This window comes from Vibrio sp. SSH13-20 (genome assembly GCF_040104475.1).
Lineage (GTDB): Bacteria > Pseudomonadota > Gammaproteobacteria > Enterobacterales > Vibrionaceae > Vibrio > Vibrio harveyi.
In genome coordinates, this window is sequence record NZ_JBECOU010000004.1 from 204,437 (window position 1) to 224,614 (window position 20,178).

The 20,178-nt window shown below is 43.5% G+C and carries 19 protein-coding genes; 8 read left to right on the top strand and 11 right to left on the bottom strand.

The features are described from left to right. Nucleotides 1–89: 89 nt before the first annotated feature. From fucO to ABMY42_RS13035, 8 genes are all read right to left on the bottom strand, one after another. Nucleotides 90–1,238 carry a lactaldehyde reductase gene (fucO, locus tag ABMY42_RS13000; protein WP_049534954.1) on the bottom strand — a complete coding sequence of 383 codons (1,149 nt, stop codon included), beginning with the start codon at nucleotides 1,236–1,238 and terminating at the stop codon, nucleotides 90–92. Between the two features lie 13 nt (nucleotides 1,239–1,251). Then, nucleotides 1,252–1,899, bottom strand: a complete 648-nt coding sequence (gene fucA, locus ABMY42_RS13005) for an L-fuculose-phosphate aldolase (protein WP_009698005.1) — start codon at nucleotides 1,897–1,899, stop codon at nucleotides 1,252–1,254. Nucleotides 1,900–1,924: 25 nt separating this feature from the next. After that, nucleotides 1,925–2,356 (bottom strand): L-fucose mutarotase, encoded by a 432-nt coding sequence (gene fucU / locus ABMY42_RS13010; RefSeq protein ID WP_009698006.1) that lies wholly within the window; start codon nucleotides 2,354–2,356, stop codon nucleotides 1,925–1,927. Continuing rightward, nucleotides 2,349–3,800: an L-fuculokinase gene (gene fucK / locus ABMY42_RS13015; protein WP_050935880.1), complete on the bottom strand. Its 1,452-nt coding sequence runs from the start codon at nucleotides 3,798–3,800 to the stop codon at nucleotides 2,349–2,351. The genes fucU and fucK overlap by 8 nt, the downstream gene beginning before the upstream one ends. A 41-nt stretch (nucleotides 3,801–3,841) precedes the next feature. Further along, complete coding sequence (fucI, locus tag ABMY42_RS13020; protein ID WP_009698008.1) at nucleotides 3,842–5,590, bottom strand: L-fucose isomerase; 1,749 nt, start codon at nucleotides 5,588–5,590, stop codon at nucleotides 3,842–3,844. Nucleotides 5,591–5,622: 32 nt separating this feature from the next. Beyond that, nucleotides 5,623–6,933 carry an L-fucose:H+ symporter permease gene (gene fucP / locus ABMY42_RS13025; RefSeq protein ID WP_017189684.1) on the bottom strand — a complete coding sequence of 437 codons (1,311 nt, stop codon included), beginning with the start codon at nucleotides 6,931–6,933 and terminating at the stop codon, nucleotides 5,623–5,625. Nucleotides 6,934–7,011: 78 nt separating this feature from the next. Then, on the bottom strand, nucleotides 7,012–7,722 hold the full coding sequence (locus tag ABMY42_RS13030; protein WP_009698010.1) for a DeoR/GlpR family DNA-binding transcription regulator: 711 nt from the start codon (nucleotides 7,720–7,722) through the stop codon (nucleotides 7,012–7,014). Nucleotides 7,723–7,946: 224 nt separating this feature from the next. After that, nucleotides 7,947–8,588, bottom strand: coding sequence for a MarC family protein (locus ABMY42_RS13035; protein WP_005447464.1), 642 nt, complete (start codon nucleotides 8,586–8,588; stop codon nucleotides 7,947–7,949). Nucleotides 8,589–8,801: 213 nt separating this feature from the next. Here ABMY42_RS13035 and nfsA point away from each other — a divergent pair, with 213 nt between their 5' ends. From nfsA to ABMY42_RS13055, 4 genes are all read left to right on the top strand, one after another. Next, nucleotides 8,802–9,524, top strand: coding sequence for an oxygen-insensitive NADPH nitroreductase (gene nfsA, locus ABMY42_RS13040; RefSeq protein ID WP_349266393.1), 723 nt, complete (start codon nucleotides 8,802–8,804; stop codon nucleotides 9,522–9,524). Nucleotides 9,525–10,058: 534 nt separating this feature from the next. Beyond that, nucleotides 10,059–11,180, top strand: coding sequence for a polysaccharide export protein (locus ABMY42_RS13045; RefSeq protein ID WP_017818404.1), 1,122 nt, complete (start codon nucleotides 10,059–10,061; stop codon nucleotides 11,178–11,180). A gap of 71 nt (nucleotides 11,181–11,251) precedes the next feature. Next, nucleotides 11,252–11,692 (top strand): phosphotyrosine protein phosphatase, encoded by a 441-nt coding sequence (locus ABMY42_RS13050; RefSeq protein ID WP_005447459.1) that lies wholly within the window; start codon nucleotides 11,252–11,254, stop codon nucleotides 11,690–11,692. Between the two features lie 30 nt (nucleotides 11,693–11,722). Further along, nucleotides 11,723–13,873: a polysaccharide biosynthesis tyrosine autokinase gene (locus ABMY42_RS13055; protein ID WP_154202942.1), complete on the top strand. Its 2,151-nt coding sequence runs from the start codon at nucleotides 11,723–11,725 to the stop codon at nucleotides 13,871–13,873. A 113-nt stretch (nucleotides 13,874–13,986) separates the two neighbouring features. Here the strand turns inward: ABMY42_RS13055 and ABMY42_RS13060 are convergent, their stop codons facing one another. Further along, the gene (locus tag ABMY42_RS13060) at nucleotides 13,987–14,358 is read right to left on the bottom strand and encodes a hypothetical protein (RefSeq protein WP_050908428.1); all 372 of its coding nucleotides are present in this window, start codon (nucleotides 14,356–14,358) and stop codon (nucleotides 13,987–13,989) included. A gap of 4 nt (nucleotides 14,359–14,362) precedes the next feature. Further along, nucleotides 14,363–14,671 (bottom strand): monooxygenase, encoded by a 309-nt coding sequence (locus tag ABMY42_RS13065; protein WP_349266394.1) that lies wholly within the window; start codon nucleotides 14,669–14,671, stop codon nucleotides 14,363–14,365. A gap of 109 nt (nucleotides 14,672–14,780) precedes the next feature. On the opposite strand from ABMY42_RS13065, the gene ABMY42_RS13070 reads away from it, so the two are divergent. Both ABMY42_RS13070 and ABMY42_RS13075 read left to right on the top strand, forming a co-directional pair. Then, nucleotides 14,781–15,674 (top strand): LysR family transcriptional regulator, encoded by an 894-nt coding sequence (locus ABMY42_RS13070; RefSeq protein WP_349266395.1) that lies wholly within the window; start codon nucleotides 14,781–14,783, stop codon nucleotides 15,672–15,674. A gap of 326 nt (nucleotides 15,675–16,000) precedes the next feature. Continuing rightward, nucleotides 16,001–17,272, top strand: a complete 1,272-nt coding sequence (locus ABMY42_RS13075; RefSeq protein ID WP_349266396.1) for a DUF1835 domain-containing protein — start codon at nucleotides 16,001–16,003, stop codon at nucleotides 17,270–17,272. A gap of 42 nt (nucleotides 17,273–17,314) precedes the next feature. Here ABMY42_RS13075 and ABMY42_RS13080 read toward each other — a convergent pair whose 3' ends face one another. Beyond that, complete coding sequence (locus ABMY42_RS13080; RefSeq protein ID WP_069687860.1) at nucleotides 17,315–17,911, bottom strand: TetR/AcrR family transcriptional regulator; 597 nt, start codon at nucleotides 17,909–17,911, stop codon at nucleotides 17,315–17,317. Between the two features lie 284 nt (nucleotides 17,912–18,195). On the opposite strand from ABMY42_RS13080, the gene ABMY42_RS13085 reads away from it, so the two are divergent. Then, nucleotides 18,196–19,035 (top strand): TonB-dependent receptor, encoded by an 840-nt coding sequence (locus ABMY42_RS13085; protein ID WP_272760084.1) that lies wholly within the window; start codon nucleotides 18,196–18,198, stop codon nucleotides 19,033–19,035. Nucleotides 19,036–19,047: 12 nt separating this feature from the next. Continuing rightward, on the top strand, nucleotides 19,048–20,172 hold the full coding sequence (locus tag ABMY42_RS13090) for a BamA/TamA family outer membrane protein (protein WP_009698019.1): 1,125 nt from the start codon (nucleotides 19,048–19,050) through the stop codon (nucleotides 20,170–20,172). Nucleotides 20,173–20,178: the final 6 nt, after the last annotated feature.

Consider the following 20,178-nt stretch of genomic DNA (forward strand, 5'->3'; position numbering starts at 1 on the left):
TTTGGCTCTTAAAATGAAAACTAAATGTGCAAAGCCTCGAACAAAACAATGAACGAGGCTGAATTAAGAAACTGATTTAACAAACAAAATCAGAGGCAAGATAAGTAGAGGTCTTCGATTTCTTGTGGTGTCGGCTGTCTTGGGTTACCACCAAGGCATGGATCGGCTAATACTTTACCAATCCAACTATGACAGTCTTCTTTATTGATACCCAATGTAGAGAAACCAGCAGGAATTCCGACTCGTTTCGACAAATTACGAATCAAAGTGATCGCCAATTCAGCGCTTTGTTCGTTACTTAGATCTGCGATATCTCCTCCCATTACCTGAGCAATATCACGGAATCTTTCCGGATATTTTTCAGCGTTAAATGCGCAAACCTGTGGCAACAAAATCGCGTTACACACGCCATGAGGAAGGTTATGCGTCGCCCCTGGTTGATGAGCCATTGCGTGAACAAGTCCTAATCCTGCACTATTAAATGCCATGCCAGCCAAAAACTGCGCATTAGCCAGTTGCTCACGAGCTTCAATGTTTTTACCATCATCTACAGCAACAGGAAGCCATTGCGCTATCAGTTTAATCGCTTCAAGTGCTGTCGGTTTCGTCAACGTATGAGCACCCGGCGTGATATAAGCCTCGATGGCATGTGTCAGGGCATCCATACCAGTTGCAGCAGTAACATTGGCCGGTAAATTAACCATCAACAATGGATCGTTAACCGCTATATCTGGGATCTGTTTAGCGTCGATAATTACCATTTTTACTTGGCGCACTTCATCAGTGATCACTGAATTAGACGTCATTTCCGCAGCGGTACCCGCAGTCGTATTGATCGCAATAAAGAAATCACCCGCTTGCGTAACTTTACCTACACCATCGTAATCGACAATATCACCTGAATTAGCTGCTACAATACGAATTGCCTTCGCACAATCGACAGGGCTTCCTCCACCGACCGCAATAAAACAATCACAGCCCGCCTCTAAATAAAGAGATAAGCCTTCTCTAACTAAGGTCGCCGTCGGGTTTGGCGTGACCTTATCAAACAATTCATAATCAATAGAGGCTTGATCTAGTAAATCAAATAAATGATCAAGAAGACCAAGTTCAACCAAGTTTTTATCCGTTACGACTAATGCCCGCTTTACTGGTTGTTGGCTCAGTGTCGCGATAGCATCATCTATTGCCCCAACACCAGAATAACTGAGCTTAGGAAGATTTAATGCAAAAGCCATGGTTTATCACTCCTTACTTCTCTATACGTAACCCATAAGACTTGAACTTTTCAAGCACGACTTCCATTGAGGCATCATCCAACACAGGCACATCAGCCGTAATAGCCATAGTTTTGAGATAAAGATCTGCCAAGACTTCCACCTCATGCGCTAACCACAATGCTTTCTCTAAGTTTGCTTCGCCCGCAATCAAACCATGATGCTGTAGCAAAATTGCTTTGCTCTTAGATATCCCGTCTTCAACATATTGAGCAAGCTTAGCGCTACCAAATGTCGCATAAGGTACACAAGGAATCTCGGTAGTACCCGATGCAGCTACCATGTAGTGAATGGCAGGAATTGGCTTATTCAAGATCGAAACCGCTGCGCAATGAATCGCATGGTTATGAACAACAGCATTCACATCATCACGCTTTTTATAGCAAGTTAGATGGAATAACCACTCAGACGATGGCAGCTTTCCTTCTTCAAAAGTCCCATCTTCGGCTACATACACAATGTGGTCTGGAGTGAGTTTTTCATAAGGAATACCGGTTGGGGTAATCAACATGCCGTTATCAAAACGTACACTCACATTTCCTGCTGTACCTTGGTTCAAACCTAGACGGGTCATTTCCAAGCAGGTATCGATAATTTGTTGGGAAAGTTCTACTCGATTCATTTTTATTCCTTAACCTTTTATTTCTTTAAAGAGTTGTGACACCTTTTTTGAGAATGATATTGCCGTATTTCGCAACCTCCCCAGTGAGTACCACTGCATAGCACTGCTTTGCTCGCTCATAAAAAGCAAAGCGCTCTACTCTTTCAATTTGTTCTTGGCTGACGTTAGAAACTGTCATCGCTTCCAAATATTTGTTCTCGACACTAGGGTCGAGTTCGTCGCCCGGTACTGCCAGCATCATGATCACGGGCTGATCGACATATTGATCCAGTTCGAACAACTCAACGACACCACCTAGTAAAGTGTCTACACCGACACCGTCACAACGAATCACATTGTGATTAAAGGTATGCGCTGGAAAATGAGCGTCAGCAAAGAGGATTTCATCGCCATGCCCCATCTCGGACAGAGTGGCTAAAAGCTGTGGCGAAATCGCTGGATGAATACCTTTAAGCATGGCTGCGCTCCTTGTCTTTTTTTGTTGATACGCAAGAGGTTGGGTTAACCACCTGCAAACTTGGTTTCATTTGATATTGTGCAGTTTGGATATTTGGGTAGAACCCCACGCCGAAGAAAGCGAACATGGCAGCGCCAATCACCGTGGCTTCTGCTTGTTCAACAATATGCAGTGGTCTTTGTAAAGCATCAGCTTTCAACTGGTTCCAAAGGGCATTCTTGGTACCACCACCAACGACCACGACTGGTCCATCATTGAGGTGACAAAGTTGATTCAAATAGTCGAATCGATGTTTAAGCTGACGACTTAGTCCTTCAAAGACTGCACGAACAATTTGTCCACGGGTGGTATGAATGGATAATCCTTCGATCGCACCTTCACCAATACCATCCGCGTTTGGTGCAAACCGTGGTACGAAGACAACCCCTCCAGCCCCGCTACCAGCTTCATTCGCTTCTTGGATCATGGTGTTATACAGATCACCCGTACTTTTTTCCGCAGAAAAAAACTGCGTCGCAACCCATTCAATCACTGCACTTGATAACCATTGCGTTGCTGGATTGTAGAACCCTTTAACGGAATCCAACTCGACCGTCACACCATTTTCTAACGCTTCGGTATTAAGTTGAGGGCGCTGACTTCGAGCCATCAATATTTCCCAAGTGCCTGAACTTAAGAATGCTTGATTCTCTTTCGCACCAGAACCAATCAAGGCAAATTGCGTATCATGACCTGCAGACACCACAGGAAGCCCACTCTTAACACCAAAACATTCAGCAGCAGATGGGGTCACGGTGCCAATAATCTCTCCCGCCATCACGAGAGGTGGAAAATTCAACTCCGATAGCCCTAAATAGTCGAGTGCTGATGTGTTCCAATTACAACTGTTTAAGTCGGTCATCATGGATGTACCCGCCATGGTGTAATCCGTCGATAAAGTGCTGGTTAATCGGTGCGTAATCATCGAAGAAATAAACACAAATTTATCCATCTCTTTGAATACGGTTGGCTCGTACTCTTTTAACCAACGAAGCTTATAGAGGGTATTGAAGCTGTAATCGCCAATTCCGTTATTACGATAAAGATCAATACGGTCCAACTCTGTTTCAACTTGCTTCATTACACTGAGGGTACGCGGACATTTCCATGAAATAATCGGGTATATTTGATTACCATTACGGTCGAATGGTGCGCCATCAACACCAAATGTTGTAACCGTAAAAGCAATGACATTTTTCGCACCAACTTCAGCTACAACACGTTGTCCACATTCAATCAACTTGTGCCAGATATCTTCGAAATCCCAAATATGAAAATCTGAGTTATTTTCATCTTGCTTAGTCGTATTCTTCATAAAATGTGATGCAACGATGTCACCTTGAGGATCAATAGCGATCGCGCGCAAGTTAGTTGCACCACAATCCAAAACAATCACTACAGACATAGAAACTCCTATCGGGGCGGAGTTTCCTCCGCCCATTGCAGCTACTTGTAAAGTGGACCGAAGTTGGCACAAGCACGGTAGTCTTGACCTTCTTTGTCTTGACCAAATGCACTCCACGTATGTGGTCGGAATACATCCTTGTCTTCAACGTTATGCATCGCAACAGGGATACGAAGCATAGAGGCCAAAGTGATTAGGTCAGCACCAACGTGACCGTAAGTGATCACACAGTGGTTTGCTCCCCAATTAGCCATCACAGAATAAACATCTTTGAATGCGCCTTCACCATTGATACGAGGCACAAACCAGGTAGTTGGCCAAGTTGGATTAGTGCGTTCATTTAAAGTTTCATGGACTTCTTTTGGCAGTGTAATTGAATGACCCTCCGCGATTTGCAGCACAGGACCTATGCCTTTGATGATATTGATACGGTGCATCGTAAATGGCATACCACCATGCGTTAGGAAGTTTGAAGAGAAACCACCCCCACGGAAGTATTCGACATCTGCTGGCGGCCAACAAGTCGCACTTAAACATGCTTCGGCGTCTTCAGCACTCATATCCCAATGGGGCTTAATCACCGATTCACCATGTTGATCTTTGGCTTCACCACTGCCATCTAGCGCTGCCGAGCCAGAGTTCACTAAATGGATAAAGCCCGCCTCTGGTCGATACCCACTTACGCGCTCAACAGAGTCTTGAGACCAATAGGTACGAACATCGCAGAACACTTGAGCTTGACCTGTCAGCATCTTGCCAAAGAGCATATTTACGCCATTTAAGCTATCGTTCTCAGTCGCAATAACAAATGGCTCACGAATGCCATTCCAATCAAATGAAGAGTTTAGAATGGCCTCACTGAAGTCACCATTAGGTAGGTGATCTGTCCAATGACGTTGACCTTGGAAGCCACCAACAACCGCATTATGACCTAGCGCTTCTTCTCCAAAACCCATTTCAGCTAGCTTAGAATTACCTTCCATCAGGTCACGCATGATCATTGTCATCTTGACTACCGTTTCCCAATCTTCTTTTTTACGCTCTTCGAGCATTGGTGTACGGTTATAATCCTTGCCTTCTTGGCAGTGTTCTTTAGTCCAAGCCAGAGCAAGTTCAAATTCTTCTTTATCAAAAATCTCTCTGTCTAAGCGACGTTTAATCTCTGTCATATCGACATATTCATTACGCATGCCTAAGTAATGTTGGAAGAACGGCTGATCGACAATGGAACCTGCGATTCCCATAGAGACAGAGCCCATAGATAGGTATGACTTCCCACGAATGCTCGCGACGGTTAGACCCGCTCGACAGAATCGTAAAATTTTGTCTTGAACATCAGATGGAATAGAAGTGTCATCCTTATCTTGAACTTCTTCACCGTAGATAGAGAAGGCAGGTAAGCCTACTTGAGAATGGCCCGCCATTGCTGCCGCTAAATACACAGCCCCAGGGCGCTCAGTCCCATTAAACCCCCAGATTGCTTTTGGCATATGAGGATCCATGTCGATGGTTTCTGTGCCATAACACCAGCAAGGTGTAACTGTGATACTAAGTCCCACATTTTCACGTTTGAACTTATCAGCACATGCAGCAGCTTCAGCGACGCCACCAATTGTAGAATCTGCAATAACGCACTCGACCGACTCTCCGCTTACATGGCGCAGGTTTTCTCTAATGAAATTCGCCAGGTTCTTTGCCATATTCATCGTTTGTTCTTCTAACGACTCACGCACACCAAGACGACGACCATCAATCGTTGGACGGATACCGATTTTGACTAAGTTGTTCATATTAAAATTCTCTTTTTTCACGTTAATCTGAGTTATTTTTCGATTTGGTAGCCTTTAAGACCAAAGTAAACGAGGTACGCAAAGCCAATTAAAGGAATAACGAAAGCAGCTTGAATACCCATTGAATCCGATAGTTTTCCCATGACGGCCGTCAACACAGCGCCACCAAGAATTGCCATAATTAGACAGCTACCGCCGAATTTTGAATCACCGCCTAGGTCTTGTAGAGATAGACCAAAAATAGTTGGGAACATCAGTGACATACATGCAGAGATGCCAACCAATGCATACGCCCCTGTAACACCACCAACACTCATTAGAACCAGCACTAGTAGGGCTGCCACCATGGCTAATACAGCAAGGAGTTTCTCTGGTGCGATGTACTTCATTAAACCAACACAGATAAAGCGGAACGCGCTGAAGACAACGATAGATGCCAATAAGAAATTTGATGCGTCAGCTTCTGTTCCACCGACCTGAGTCATCACATAACGGATAGTCCAAGACCAGCAACCGATCTGACACCCGACATAGAAAAACTGACCGATAACGCCTCTCACGAAGTGTTTTTTCTCCGCTAGACGAGCAAATGTCGCTCTCAGAGAATGATCGGTACCGTCACTAACTACGACCTCTTTGGCTCTTGGCATCTTAGTAAAAGCAATGGCGAGCCAGACAACGAGAATGACAGCAGCAACAGACAAGTAAGGCATCATGACAGCATCAAGCTCTGCGGTTTGAATTGCGCTAAGTTGCTCCGGCGCCATGACTGCACGCTCTGCATCAGAAGCTGGGTGAAGCTGAGAAAGAATGTAGAATTTGCCAATTAGAACCCCTGTAATAGACCCTACAGGATTAAACGCTTGAGCAATATTTAATCGGCGTGTTGCAGTTTCTTGAGGCCCCATTGCTATAATGTATGGGTTAGCACTGGTCTCTAGGATGGATAGACCGCCAGCTAAAACAAACAGAGCCATTAAGAAAGGTAAATACTCCATTGCTTGTGCCGCAGGATAGAATAATAAAGCTCCCGAAGCGAAAAGCCCCAACCCTAGTAATACCCCAGCCTTATAGCTGTATCGCTGAATAAAAAGCGCAGCAGGCAAAGCCAAGATAAAATAAGCACCATAAAACGCAGTTTGAACTAAACCTGATTGCATATCCGTCAAAGTAAATACTTTTCGGAATTGCGCGATTAAAACGTCGGTCATGTTATTTGCTAGTCCCCATAAAGCGAAGCATGAAGTCAGCAAAATAAATGGGAATAGAACAGACTTAGGAATTACATCATGATTCCCTTTCTTTATTTCTGTTTGTGGAGCGGATGATAAAATGTCAGTCATTTTAAATTCCTTTAGGTACGGTCATTCCTCTCATTAATTTTCAGGAATGAGTTTCACGTTATTGAATTATATTTTTATTTAGTTATTTAACGTGGCATTAGATATCAATACATCGATTTCATCTAAACCACATATTTTTAGTAAGCTCTTTTTTTTGTATTTGCTTTTATCAGCCAATAGAATTACTTTCTCTGAGACTTCAATAAATGTTTTTTTAATCTCGTAATTGTATTCATTTGAATCCCATACGCCGGACTGTTCATCAAAGCCAACACAAGAAATAACACATAGGTCTAACGCCATCTCAGATAAAGTATTCCTAGCAATCATTCCGTAGAATGCTTTGTACTTCTCGGAAAAGTAACCACCTAAGCTAATAATGGAAATGTTCTTTTTTCCACAGAGTACGCTAATGTTATTTATTGAATTTGTTACGACGGTGCAACGAATATCGGGCATAGCTTGAGCAACAAGCCAACTAGATGAACTAGCGTCTAAACCAATTACCGAACCTTCATATATATTTGAAATAACTTTCTCAACCAAATGCTTTTTATCATCAATATTATTTCCAGCACGATTATTAAAAGATGTCCCTTCATCTTTGTATTGCTTGCCAATTGCCCCACCATGAACTCTTACTAATTCACCTTTTTTATCGAGTAACTTTAAATCTCGTCGAATTGTTTCCACAGATACTTTTAATTCTTCAGATAAATCAAGAACCGACACTTGGCCGACTTTAGATATTACTTTTAATATGTGGCTTGCTCTCGATGCTGCTTGCATTGATAAACTACTCAACTTCAATCAATGACTGAGATATTAGATTAAGTAGGGAGAAAATCTGAGATAACCATCACACCAGATTTCAACATGCCCACTTTTGCCCGAAATGGTGAATAACCACACAAAAAAGCGGGCATTTGATGTGGAAAACGGGCAAAGGCTATGGAAATTGGCAAAAAAAAGCCCGAATGGTTAAACCAATCGGGCATCGAGGATTCTTCGAATTAAGCAAAAACGGTTTTATACGCCTCTGCAGCGCCATCAATGAACATTTGTGTGCCAATCACGGCGAGGATCAGCCCCATCATTTTGGTGATCACATTTAACGCACTTGGACCAACAGCTTTCACTAACTTGTCGCCAAAGAGAAACAAAACGTAAGTAATAGCACAGAGCACAGCAAAGGATGCGATAGTAATAATGGTTTCCGTTATTCCACCCGCTGTTGCAAAGTTCATTGCTGTCGCGAGAGTGCCCGGACCAGCTAAAATCGGCATTGCCAGTGGGGAAACTGCAATACTTAAAGCCGCCTGTTCTTGCTCTGGTGAGTAGGCTTTCTCTTTGGTCTTCTTGTGCGTTGATTCACCTTGCAGCATGTGAAAGCCAATTAAAAAGACTAAGATGCCGCCGGTAATACGCAGCGCGTATAACGTAATGCCGAACAAGTCGAAAATCACCTTACCCGCAACAGCAAACACAGCAACAATAACAAAAGCGATAAAGACCGAACGAAATGCAATTGAGCGGACCGTTTGTTTATCATCATCCGCTGTTAGGCTTAAAAAGATAGGAATGTTAGCGATAGGGTTCATGATGGCAAAAAAGCCCATAAACACTGTGACCGTATGAAGTATTAGCTCTTTCATGTTCTCCACATTTGGTAAGCTATTGATTATTAAAAATCAGTATATACCCAAGTTTATAAATAACGTTACTTTATGTTCAATTTGCTCGGTTGCACTTCGTCAAGTTTTGTCCTGTGGCACACTTTGTAGTGCATCTCTGTTTACGCTCCCAATAAATGCCGTTATGGTGAAGATTCAGCCAAATAGAACCACTCTTCAGGAAGCCAGAACATCATGAACAATACGATTGAAACCATTCTTGCTCATCGCTCTATCCGAAAATTCACCGCAGTTCCTATTACTGATGAACAAAGACAAACCATCATTCAAGCAGGTTTAGCTGCGTCTTCTTCTAGTATGCTTCAAGTCGTCTCAATCGTTCGAGTGACTGACTCTGAAAAGCGTAAGCAATTGGCTCAATTTGCTGGTAACCAAGCTTATGTTGAAAGTGCGGCTGAGTTCTTAGTGTTTTGTATTGATTATCAGCGCCATGCAACCATCAATCCTGATGTACAGGCAGACTTTACAGAACTAACTCTGATTGGAGCAGTAGATTCTGGAATCATGGCACAAAACTGCTTGCTTGCAGCCGAGTCCATGGGATTAGGTGGCGTATATATTGGAGGACTAAGGAATAGCGCCGCTCAAGTTGATGAGCTATTGGGCTTGCCGGAAAATAGCGCGGTGTTGTTTGGTATGTGCTTAGGGCATCCCGATCAAAATCCCGAAGTAAAGCCACGCCTACCTGCACATGTGGTTGTTCATGAAAATCAATACCAAGAGCTAAATTTAGATGATATTCAGAGCTACGATCAAACTATGCAAGCGTATTATGCGAGCCGTACAAACAATCAAAAACTGAGTACATGGTCGCAAGAAGTCACTGGGAAGCTTGCTGGTGAGTCGCGACCTCATATTCTGCCGTACTTGAACAGTAAGGGGCTAGCAAAACGCTAATATCATTGAAATGATGGTTTGTTGTATGAAGTCGTTCATCAAACCATCACTTTGTTGAACCCACATCAAATTTTGACCATACGTTGCCAACTTTCTGGCAAAACCATAACAAAGCGCTATTGACGCAGAATAAAAAATACGACACACATCACATTTTAAAACAAAGCATATAAATTTTTTTAGAAAAATGGTCGCATTAATAACTAATTGAAAAACTGTCAAATTACAAATTTCGTGAGCTGATACGGAAAATTAGAGCTAATTAATAAACACTTTTGTCAAATCCACGCAACTCAACGCACAGAAATATAAAATTCAGCAATATATAGCTGGCTTTTTATCAATTTATCGTCTATTGCCCCTCCTCAAAAAATTCTTTAGAGTGCGCTCGCCAGATGCAACCCGTTTCTTATTGAGTATTTTATAAATTAAAACAAATAATACTGCCCAATAAAATTGTGACGTGTTGTTGTTTAGGCAAAAAACAATGTTGTTCTTAGCAACTCGCTCTTTACGTCAGATGAATGAAAAAGCATGAATTTCAACTATACAAAGCTAGGCAGTTTACTCCTTTCCTCTGTACTTCTCGCTGGATGTACAGTACCGGGCAGTCACTTATCCACGAGTGGAAAGCACATCGTTGAAGACAACAGCGCCAATACGGCGGCAGATTTTAACGTCTTTCCACTGACTCTTGATAAAGTCTCGCAGCTAAAAAGCTCAGATGTAGAGACCAAAGCGAACCCAACACTTGACCATCAACTCGCGGCTTACGAGTATGAAGTCGGTCCTGGCGATATTCTGAATATCACTATTTGGGATCACCCTGAACTTACCATTCCAGCTGGCTCTTACCGTAGCTCTGAAGAAGCAGGTAACTGGGTGCATGCTGATGGCACCATCTTCTATCCATACATAGGTATTGTTGAAGTTGCGGGTAAAAATGTTCGCCAAATTCGTACCATTATTGCTAACAAGTTGGCGAAGTACATTGAGAGTCCACAAGTGGATGTGAGTGTTGCGGCATTTCGTTCCAAGAAATCTTACATCACTGGCGAAGTTAACAAGCCAGGGCAACAACCTATCACCAATATCCCACTTACGCTTCTTGATGCAGTTAACCGCGCTGGCGGTCTAGCAGAAGATGCGGATTGGCGTAACGTCACACTGACACGCCAAGGCAAAGTCGAAAACATTTCTCTCTATGCGCTAATGCAAGAGGGTGACCTTACTGAAAACCGATTACTTCAACCTGGCGACATCGTACATGTGCCAAGAAATGACACTCAAAAAGTGTTTGTTATGGGTGAAGTTAACGATCCTAAGCTACTGAAAATGGATCGCGCAGGCATGAGCTTGACCGAGGCTCTAAGCAATGTTGGTGGTATCAACCAACTTTCTGCGGATGCAACTGGCGTTTTTGTCATCAGAAAATCTCAAGACAATCAAGTATTAGGCGACATTTACCAACTTGATGTCTCTGACGCAGCGGCGTTAGTGATTGGTACTGAATTTGATTTGGAACCTTACGACATTGTGTATGTTACTGCTGCACCAGTCAGTCGTTGGAACCGCGTTATTGCACAGTTAGTACCGACGATTTCAGGCTTCAATGAGCTTACAGAAGGTGTTCTACGCGTTAGAAACTGGCCGTAGTTCAGACGTTCTTGAGAGGGCTTATGTGAAGAGGTAAGCCCTTTCCAATAGTTATTGATAAGGAACAAACCATGTTTTCAAACATTCTTGTCGTATGCGTAGGTAACATTTGTCGCTCTCCGACTGGGGAACGAGTGCTTCAACAACTTCTTCCGAATAAAACCATTTCTTCAGCCGGTATTGCCGTTGAGAAAAGTCGACTGACTGGGAAACCAGCGGATGAGACAGCAACGCTCATTGCCTCGGAAAAAGGGTTTTCTCTTGAGAATCACCAAGCGCAACAACTTACTGCGCAGCTTTGTGCGAAACAAGATCTTATCTTGGTAATGGAACAAGGTCATATCGATGCATTAACTGAGATCGTTCCAGAAGCAAGAGGCAAGACCATGCTGTTTGGGCATTGGATGAATTCTGTCGACATTCCAGATCCATACAGACAAAGCAGAGAAGCATTTGATCATGCGTTTTCTCTGATTGAGCAATCCGCTCAGGCTTGGGCAAAAAAACTATAACTTCAGATTACTTGGCGAAATAAAAAAACAATGGCTAACCAAACTATAAGTTCATCTGCACCAACCGATGATGAAATCGATCTCGGTAAACTGTTTGGCATATTGATAGATGCGAAATGGTTCATCATTGGCATTACGCTTCTCTTTGCAACAATCGGTATTGCCGTGGCATTGCTATCGACACCTATCTACAAAGCTGATGCTCTGATTCAGATCGAACAGAAAAGCTCTGGTGGTATTTCGGCGATGGTCGGCGATATGGGCGAGCTTTTTGCTGCAGAATCGTCAGCAACGACTGAGATTGAGATCATCAAATCACGTATGATCCTTGGTGATACGGTCGATAAATTTAACCTAACGACGATTGCCACTCCGGACTATCTTCCTTTTGTCGGTAAAGGTCTTGCTCGCATCAATGGCACTCAAGATTACATCTCAGTTTCAACTTTCGAGATGCCACGTACCGCGCAAGGCTACAAACATCACCTTGTGGTAACAGATGCAGAGAAAGGCAGTTTTGATCTGATGATTGAAGATCAAATTGTGCTTTCTGGCGTTGTTGGTCAAACGATTGAAATGAATGGCTACCGCATCAAAGTACGTGAACTGGTTGCGCAAAACGAAGACAGTTTTTCAATCGGAAAAATTAGCAAGCTTGACGCGATCAACCGATTGGCTTCACAACTGTCTATTTCAGAACGTGGCGCGAAAACAGGTATTGTGTCACTGAGTATTGAAGGCGAATACCCTGAACGTAACCAGCAAATTTTGAATGACGTTGTGCAAAACTACTTCCTACAGAATGTAAGAAGAAACTCAGCGGAAGCGGAACAGAGCCTAAACTTTCTAAAAGATCACCTACCGGAAATCAAAGAGAAACTGACAGGGTCTGAAGACGTACTGAATCGTTTTAGACAAGAAAACGAATCGATCGACTTAAACCTTGAAGCACAATCAACACTCAAAGTGATGGTCGCTCTTGAAGCGCAGCTTAACGAACTGACATTCAAAGAAAGTGAAATCAGCCAAAAGTTCACGCAGGATCACCCAGCATATAAATCACTATTGGATAAACGTCAGACGTTACTGCAAGAAAAAGCTCGTTTGAACCGACAAGTTCAGAAGCTGCCAAAAACGCAGCGTGAAGTCCTACGTATGACTCGTGACGTTGAAGTTAACCAACAGATCTACATTCAGCTTCTAAACAAAGTTCAAGAGTTGAACATTATTAAAGCTGGTACCGTTGGTAACGTACGCATTATCGATAGTGCACAGTCTTACGCTATTCCAGTGAAGCCTAAGAAGCCTCTTATCGTTGTTCTAGCGACACTATTAGGCGGTATGGTTGCCGTTGCTTTTGTTCTGGTTAAAACCGCTTTCCACCGCGGCGTCACTTCTCCAGACGAGATTGAACAAACGGGTATTTCTGTTTACGCAAGTGTTCCTAAGTCGGTACAACAATTAGAAGTTGCGAGCAAACTTAAGCGCAAGAGCAACAAAGACCTGCTTCTATTGGCAGAAGAAAACCCTGCGGATCTTTCGATTGAAGCACTACGTGGACTTCGTACTAGCCTTCATTTTGCGATGATGGAAGCGAAAAACAACGTACTGATGATTTCTGGTCCAGCGCCTTCAATTGGTAAGACATTTGTATCGACAAACTTTGCGGCAGTAGCAGCGAAGACAGGTCAAAAAGTGTTGTTGGTCGATGCGGACATGCGTAAAGGTTACTTGCAACAATGTTTTGGTCTGACGGCTGATAACGGTCTTTCTGATTTCTTAAGCGGTAAGATTAGTCAAGATATGGTGATCAAGCCGACTAAAGTTGAGAACTTAGATGTAATTACTCGTGGTCAAGTACCACCAAACCCTTCTGAGCTTTTGATGCACCCACGATTTGTTGAGTTTGTAGAAAAAGCATCACAAGAGTATGACCTAGTGATCATCGATACACCGCCAGTATTGGCAGTGACTGACCCTAGTATCGTTGGTGCGATTGCAGGAACCACTCTGATGGTAGCTCGCTTTGACCAAACGACATCGAAAGAGCTTGAAGTCGCTCGCAGTCGATTTGAACAATCGGGTGTAGAAGTCAAAGGCGTCATTCTTAACGCAATTGAGAAGAAAGCGGCGAGTTCATACGGCTACGGTTATTACAACTACGCCTATAAGAGTGAGTAATGTCGCTACACCCAAGTGACTTAAGCATACTTGGGGAAAACCATAAATAGAAACACAAAGCCCCGCAATTATCGCGGGGCTTTTTAATAATGATCTAATTAAGATAGCTTCTATTATTGCTTCTTCAATTGAAGAAAAGTGAGCACACTCAATAGCAAGAAGAAGGCGGGATCACTCCAACCAAAGCCAACAAACACCCCCGTGATGCCAGCATAAGTAGTGATCGCTACGCCCAAGACATTCGTGACCAACAAAGCTTTAAACAGTTGTTTCGCCGTGTTGCCAGATTCAACATCACGCAACATCAAACTTACCGCAGCAACCCCACCTAAAAAGATTGACGTATGCTGGGACAAAAACAGTGCGTACTGGTCATTGATTTGTACACCATACATCGGCCACATCATGGTTGGAACAAAAAATAACGCAAAAGCAAATACCGTATAAATCGTGCCATGAACGGTTAGAAAGGTGCGGTTAGTCATAATATTACGCTCCGATTGGACCTTGGTTGATGGTACTTAGTGACGCGTTGATATCAAATATCTGCCCTCTTACTCGTTCAACCCCCATCTGTTTCAGACGAGCAGTGTGCATTTCGAGATAAGCTTGCGCCGTGGCTTCATCTTCAAAAAGATAGATGCCACCACCAAGTTTATCTGTCTCGCTTTCCGTCCAAATTTTCCAAATCATACCCGGTTCTTGGTTAATTGATTTAGCTAAATCGATCAGAGCATTCGACATCTTTTCACCAAACGGACCATGAAATTCAAAATCAACTTGCAATAGTTTCGCCATCTTGAGTCTCCTCTTCTTATTGACTCGCTTTTGATGGGAAGATTATTACCTTTATAAAACTGACAAAAAAGTTCATAATTTTGCCATTAACTGTGGAAAAAACTGACCAATGAGACTCAAAACAACCTTAGAGCAATGGCAAACACTACAAGCAATTGAACAGGCGGGGAGCATTCAGTCAGCCGCAGTGATGCTCAATAAAAGCCATACCACGCTTATCTATTCGGTGAAAAAGCTCGAAGACCAATTAGGTATCAAGCTGATAGAAGTAAAAGGCCGTAAGGCCGGATTAACCGAACACGGTCAGACGATGTTGCGCCGTGCACAATCAATGCTTGAGCAGGCTCGTGAACTTGAAATTATCAGTGAGCAGCTAAATAGCGGTGTAGAATCACAAATAACGGTAGCGATCGATCACTTGTGCGACCCAAGTTGGCTCTATACTCCACTTAGTGAATTTCTCACACATAACAACACGACTTCCGTTCAAGTTGTAGAGACCTCTCTGAGTAAAACCACAGACATGGTGATCAATGAACTTGCGGATATTGCCATCATCAACCTTCCGATCACCAACTACCCTGCTGAAGCGTTCGGCACTACCACTATGGTCCCTGTGATCGCAGCTCGACATCCACTAGCAAAAAAGGAACATATTTCATTGGCGGACTTTGCAACCACCAGCCAAATTGTGGTTCGAGACTTAGGGGAATCAAACAAAGAGAAGCGAGACGTAGGCTGGTTACGCGCGCGTCAAAGAATCACGGTAGATAATTTTGACCACGCATTTAGAGCGGTTGAGCAAGGCGTCGGCTTCTGCCGCCTCCCAAAACATCTCGTCGAGTACCGTCAAAACGACCATATCAAAGAGATAGATCTTGAACATTCGAACCAATATCAAGTCGCTCTACATCTTACCTTACCGAAAGGGGCGAAAAGTGGACCCGCCGCCCTTGCCCTCTATAAAACACTACTTGATAGTGCCAAAGTGCGAGTTGGATAGAGCGACACAAAACAAGCTCAACAGGCGCAATTCTTAAGCCTTCATCATGGATGCTTTCTCTTCTCCAACTTACTCCTCGCTTAAGTTCTAGAACTGTTTTATGTGAAGTTAAGTGCAGTTTTGCTTCTTTATATTATTCAAAGTTGCGATACCTGTTTCGATTACATACCATTGAAGCAGCTCAAGCCTAAAGCACCCAACACTCGCGGAAAGAACTCGGTTCACGGCACCTCAACCACCCTGCTTTTGTTAGCAGGAACAATCTGTTTTTACCTTCTTTTTAACTTCTAATAAAGCGAGTGTGGAAGAGATAAGAAAGGTGAAAAATGCAATCTTACAATAGCTTCTCCATTAACCTTAACCAGCAAAAGTCTGTAGCAAAAAAACGCTTAAAGGCGATCCGCCAAAAAGACACCATTGCACTCAAACAGGTTAAACAGTTTCACTCTCAACCAGAAACGCTTACTCCTGACTCTATCCAGCTGTCAGACGTTCAACACGCTCTAGCTAGAGAGCTTGGCTTGCCCAGTTGGAGCAAGTTAAAAGCACATATAGAGGAACTAGAAAGGCACAAGCACGCTATTGACCACCAAGCAAACCCGCTTGATGCAGATTTAAAAACACTCCACGTCCGCTGTGGGCACGATATTCAGCAGCTATTAAAAACTTGCGGGTTTGAAGGTGATTTCTTACCTATGATTGATCCACTGTGCATCGGCCCTATTCCCAATGATGAAAAAGGCTTTGTCGCCATTCGAGCACAATACGTCGTAGGCACATTGCTGCCCGTGATGGCTCGCAAAGATTCGGTTCAAAATGTAGCGCAGTTTGAGCAAAACAATATCCATACTCTACTTAACCATCAATACGAACGTATTGTGTTTTGGGTTGAATACGATGCCTATGATCAATTCATGCTACTTCGAGGACTCTCCTTGTTAGAGAACACAGTAGGTAAAGTGATAGAGATCATCGAATTCAGCCAGTTTCCAGGAACAGAACGGTTTATTGGCTTTGGGCAACTCCCTGCCGAAGCTATTCGCTCATGTTGGCAACACCGAAAGCCGGTTACAGCGAAGCTTTTCAGTCAAGCCAAACGCTGCTGGCAAGCGTTGCGGGCTCAAACACCGCAGCCGCTCCTTAACTTGCTAGAACAACATGAATTAGATTGCTTACCGAATATCAAAGCAGTGATGAAACGACACCTTCAAGAACTGCCTCACTCGGAGTCAGGATTGAGCTTCACCCAATATTTGGCGTTGCAAGTATTGGGCGAGCAAAACACAGCCATCACCGTTAAAGATTGGTTTCAAAGAAGTCAGCAAAGAGAGCCCTTTCCCACCCTCGGTGACGTAATGTTTTATGCATTGCTACTACCACTCGCACGAGCGGAAAAACCACTGTTTGCTGTGGATTCATTTGATAAAAATTGGTGGGAACAACAAGTCAGTATTAATGCTCGTGGCAAAGCTTGTTTGAGTGGGAAAGACTTTTTCATTCAAGACTATTGGGTCGGAGGGTTCCATAACCGAGAACAAGCCTATTGGACGTGGGATCACACCTCTCTATCAACACTGCGTCATGTCGTGATGAGCTAAACATTTGAGGCAATAAGCAATAAGCAATAAGCAATAAGCAAACTAACGTCGGTAGCCATCTAAAAACAGCGTAAGAATATCCTCAACGACTTTCTTGCGCTGCTCAATATTCGGCACCGCTTGATTAGCAACCAATTGTGGCCACAAACAGTTTCCTTTCAATAAGCACATTAGCATGCAACTCATCATGACTGGGTCAAGCGCTTTGACCTTGTTATCCGCAATGGCTTCTTTAAACCAGTTTTCCAGCAATGCATCTTGGCGTTGAAGTTGGTGTAAGTAGTTCTCTGCCAATTCTGGTGTGCGCATAAACTCACTGATCACCATCTTGGCGAGCGGCAAACCAAAGTCTTCATACATAGAGTCCAACTTGGCATGCAGATAGGTTCTAAGTTGTGTTTCGATATCGCTCTCTGGTGAGTAATTGAGTTGCAATCGTGCACGCTGAGTTTCGAGCACGCTTTGTATCGACTCGATAAACAACACATCTTTACTTTCAAAATGGCGATATAAGGTACGCTTCGATGCCCCAGCTCGCTCACACACTCTATCCATATTTGCGCCACTAAATCCGTGCTCAATAAACTCCTGTTGAGCCGCTTCAATCAGCGCAATGCGTTTTTTTTCCGAAAGTTTCATCGTTCTAGATTCACCAACCTCATGTAAGTGGCTGCAGAGTATAGCGCGCAAGAATCTAAAGTACACTTTAAAGTTTACTTTTTAAATTTTAAGAGTAAGATGCGCTCGCCGAAGTTAAGAAGCCTCTCTAAAAACACATAAAAGCCGCGGATCTTAACTCTCGTTTTGGCGCTTTTTCCTTATGAGAAAGCAGTGATTTTTCCGTGACGATAATTGAATCTCATAAGCTAAAAGTAACCTATCTTCCGCTTACATTGAGATCGCCACGATTTATGATGTGACTTATGAAATTACCTTCTTTGCTTGTTGCTGCATCTTGCTTGTTTACCGGAGTCGCGAATGCGGATTCCATTTCTCTTCCTATTTGGAAAGAGAAAGCAGAGGCGCTTGGCTACAATTTGCCAAAACCTTTCGGTTTAAACCTCAGCTATATGAGTATGGAACAAGGCATCAATGTCGACTCTATCGCTTTAAGAGGCTTGGGCGGGATTGAAAAACTAGTCGATATGCAAGCAGAACCAGGTAAACAAGCCACCGATGTAATGACATTGCGTGCTGATGTCTGGCTATTTCCTTTCTTAAACGTTTATGGCTTGATCGGCACGCTCGACGGCTATTCAGAAACGGATGTAAACGTCAAAGTTAAGTTGCCGTTTGTGAAACCACAACGTATTGAGAACTTTCGTCTAGACCTTGACGGTTACACCAAAGGTCTTGGCTTTGTACTTGCCGGCGGCTACGACCAATGGTTCGCACTGGTCGATGCAAGTTACACTCAAACCAATTTAACCGTTATTGACGGTTCAATTGATGCGCTTGTTGTATCTCCTCGTGTTGGTTACGACTTCCATCAAAATGGCGTGCCAATTCGATTTTGGGTTGGTGCTATGTATCAAGATGTCGAACAAGAACTCTCTGGTTCACTCAAAGATCTTGGACTACCACAATCTTTAGGTGGCGTAATCCCATCAGGCGCGCGTTTTGAAGTAAAACAGCGTTTAGAATCTGAATGGAACACCATCGCAGGCATGCAATACCAAATTAATGAAGATTGGTACCTTTTGGGTGAAGCCGGTTTTGGAGATCGTCAAAGCATCTTCTTCTCTTTAGACCGTCGTTTCTAGGGTAACGAGAAGATGAAAACCTCTTATAGTCTTGCGCTCACCGCGCTGCTTAGTTCATCATCTGCTTTTGCTATGCAGCAAGACGAAAGTAGCTTAATGGATGACATCCTGACCAAGCTTGGTTCAAGTGAGACCGTGGATGAATCTAAGTTAATCGACTGGGGCGTATTACCAGGTCCTTTTGTTAACCCAGAACAAGGGTTTGGTATTGGCGTTGCCGCAGTGGGGTTGTACACGCCCTATGACTGGCAAAAAGGCGATCCTTACTCGACCGTCACCGTTACTTCTTATGGTTCAACCTCAGGTTCTTACGGCTTGGGGTTAAACAATCGCACCTATTTAAAAAATGACAAAGTCCGTCTTTTAGGTGAGGCATGGATAAGCCATACCCCCGGTTACTATTGGGGTATTGGTAGCCAAGCCGCAGAAAACGAGAACAACAAAGTGCAGTATGAAGGGCAACGTTTACAGTTGAGCCCAAAAATCGCCGTTGAAGTCGCACCAAATACTTACGCCAAACTTGGCTGGCAATGGCAGTCATTCAGTAAGGTCGACGGTGTCGATGGCGATATTCTCCCTTCAGAAGTTGCCGATGCCACCAGCAGTGGTGTCTTAGTTGGAATGGAATACGACACGCGTGATTTCGAACCGAACCCAATGCGTGGACAGTTTCTCGATATTGAATGGATAGCGAACCGAGATTCACTCGGTAGTGATGAAGACTACGACAACCTCGTTGCTAACTATCGTGTTTACCAACAATGGTCTGACACTACGATTATCGCAATGGAGGTATATTCACAATCGATTTTCGGTGACGCTCCTTGGTTTGATTACGCCCAGCTAGGTGATGACCAGCGTATGCGTGGCTACTACCAAGGGCAATATCGCGATAAACACCAGCTTTCTACACAAGTAGAGATTCGCCATACCATTGCAGGTCGTCATGGTGTGGTTGGGTGGCTAGGTGCCGGTAATATCGCACCGACTTATCACGACCTCTTTAAAAGTAGCTGGTTACCTACTGTAGGGGTTGGTTATCGATTTGCCTTTAAGGCACGTATTAACGTGCGCGTCGATTTGGGCGTTGGCAAAGACAGCACTGGTTTTTATTTCCAAATTAATGAAGCATTCTAGGAGTAG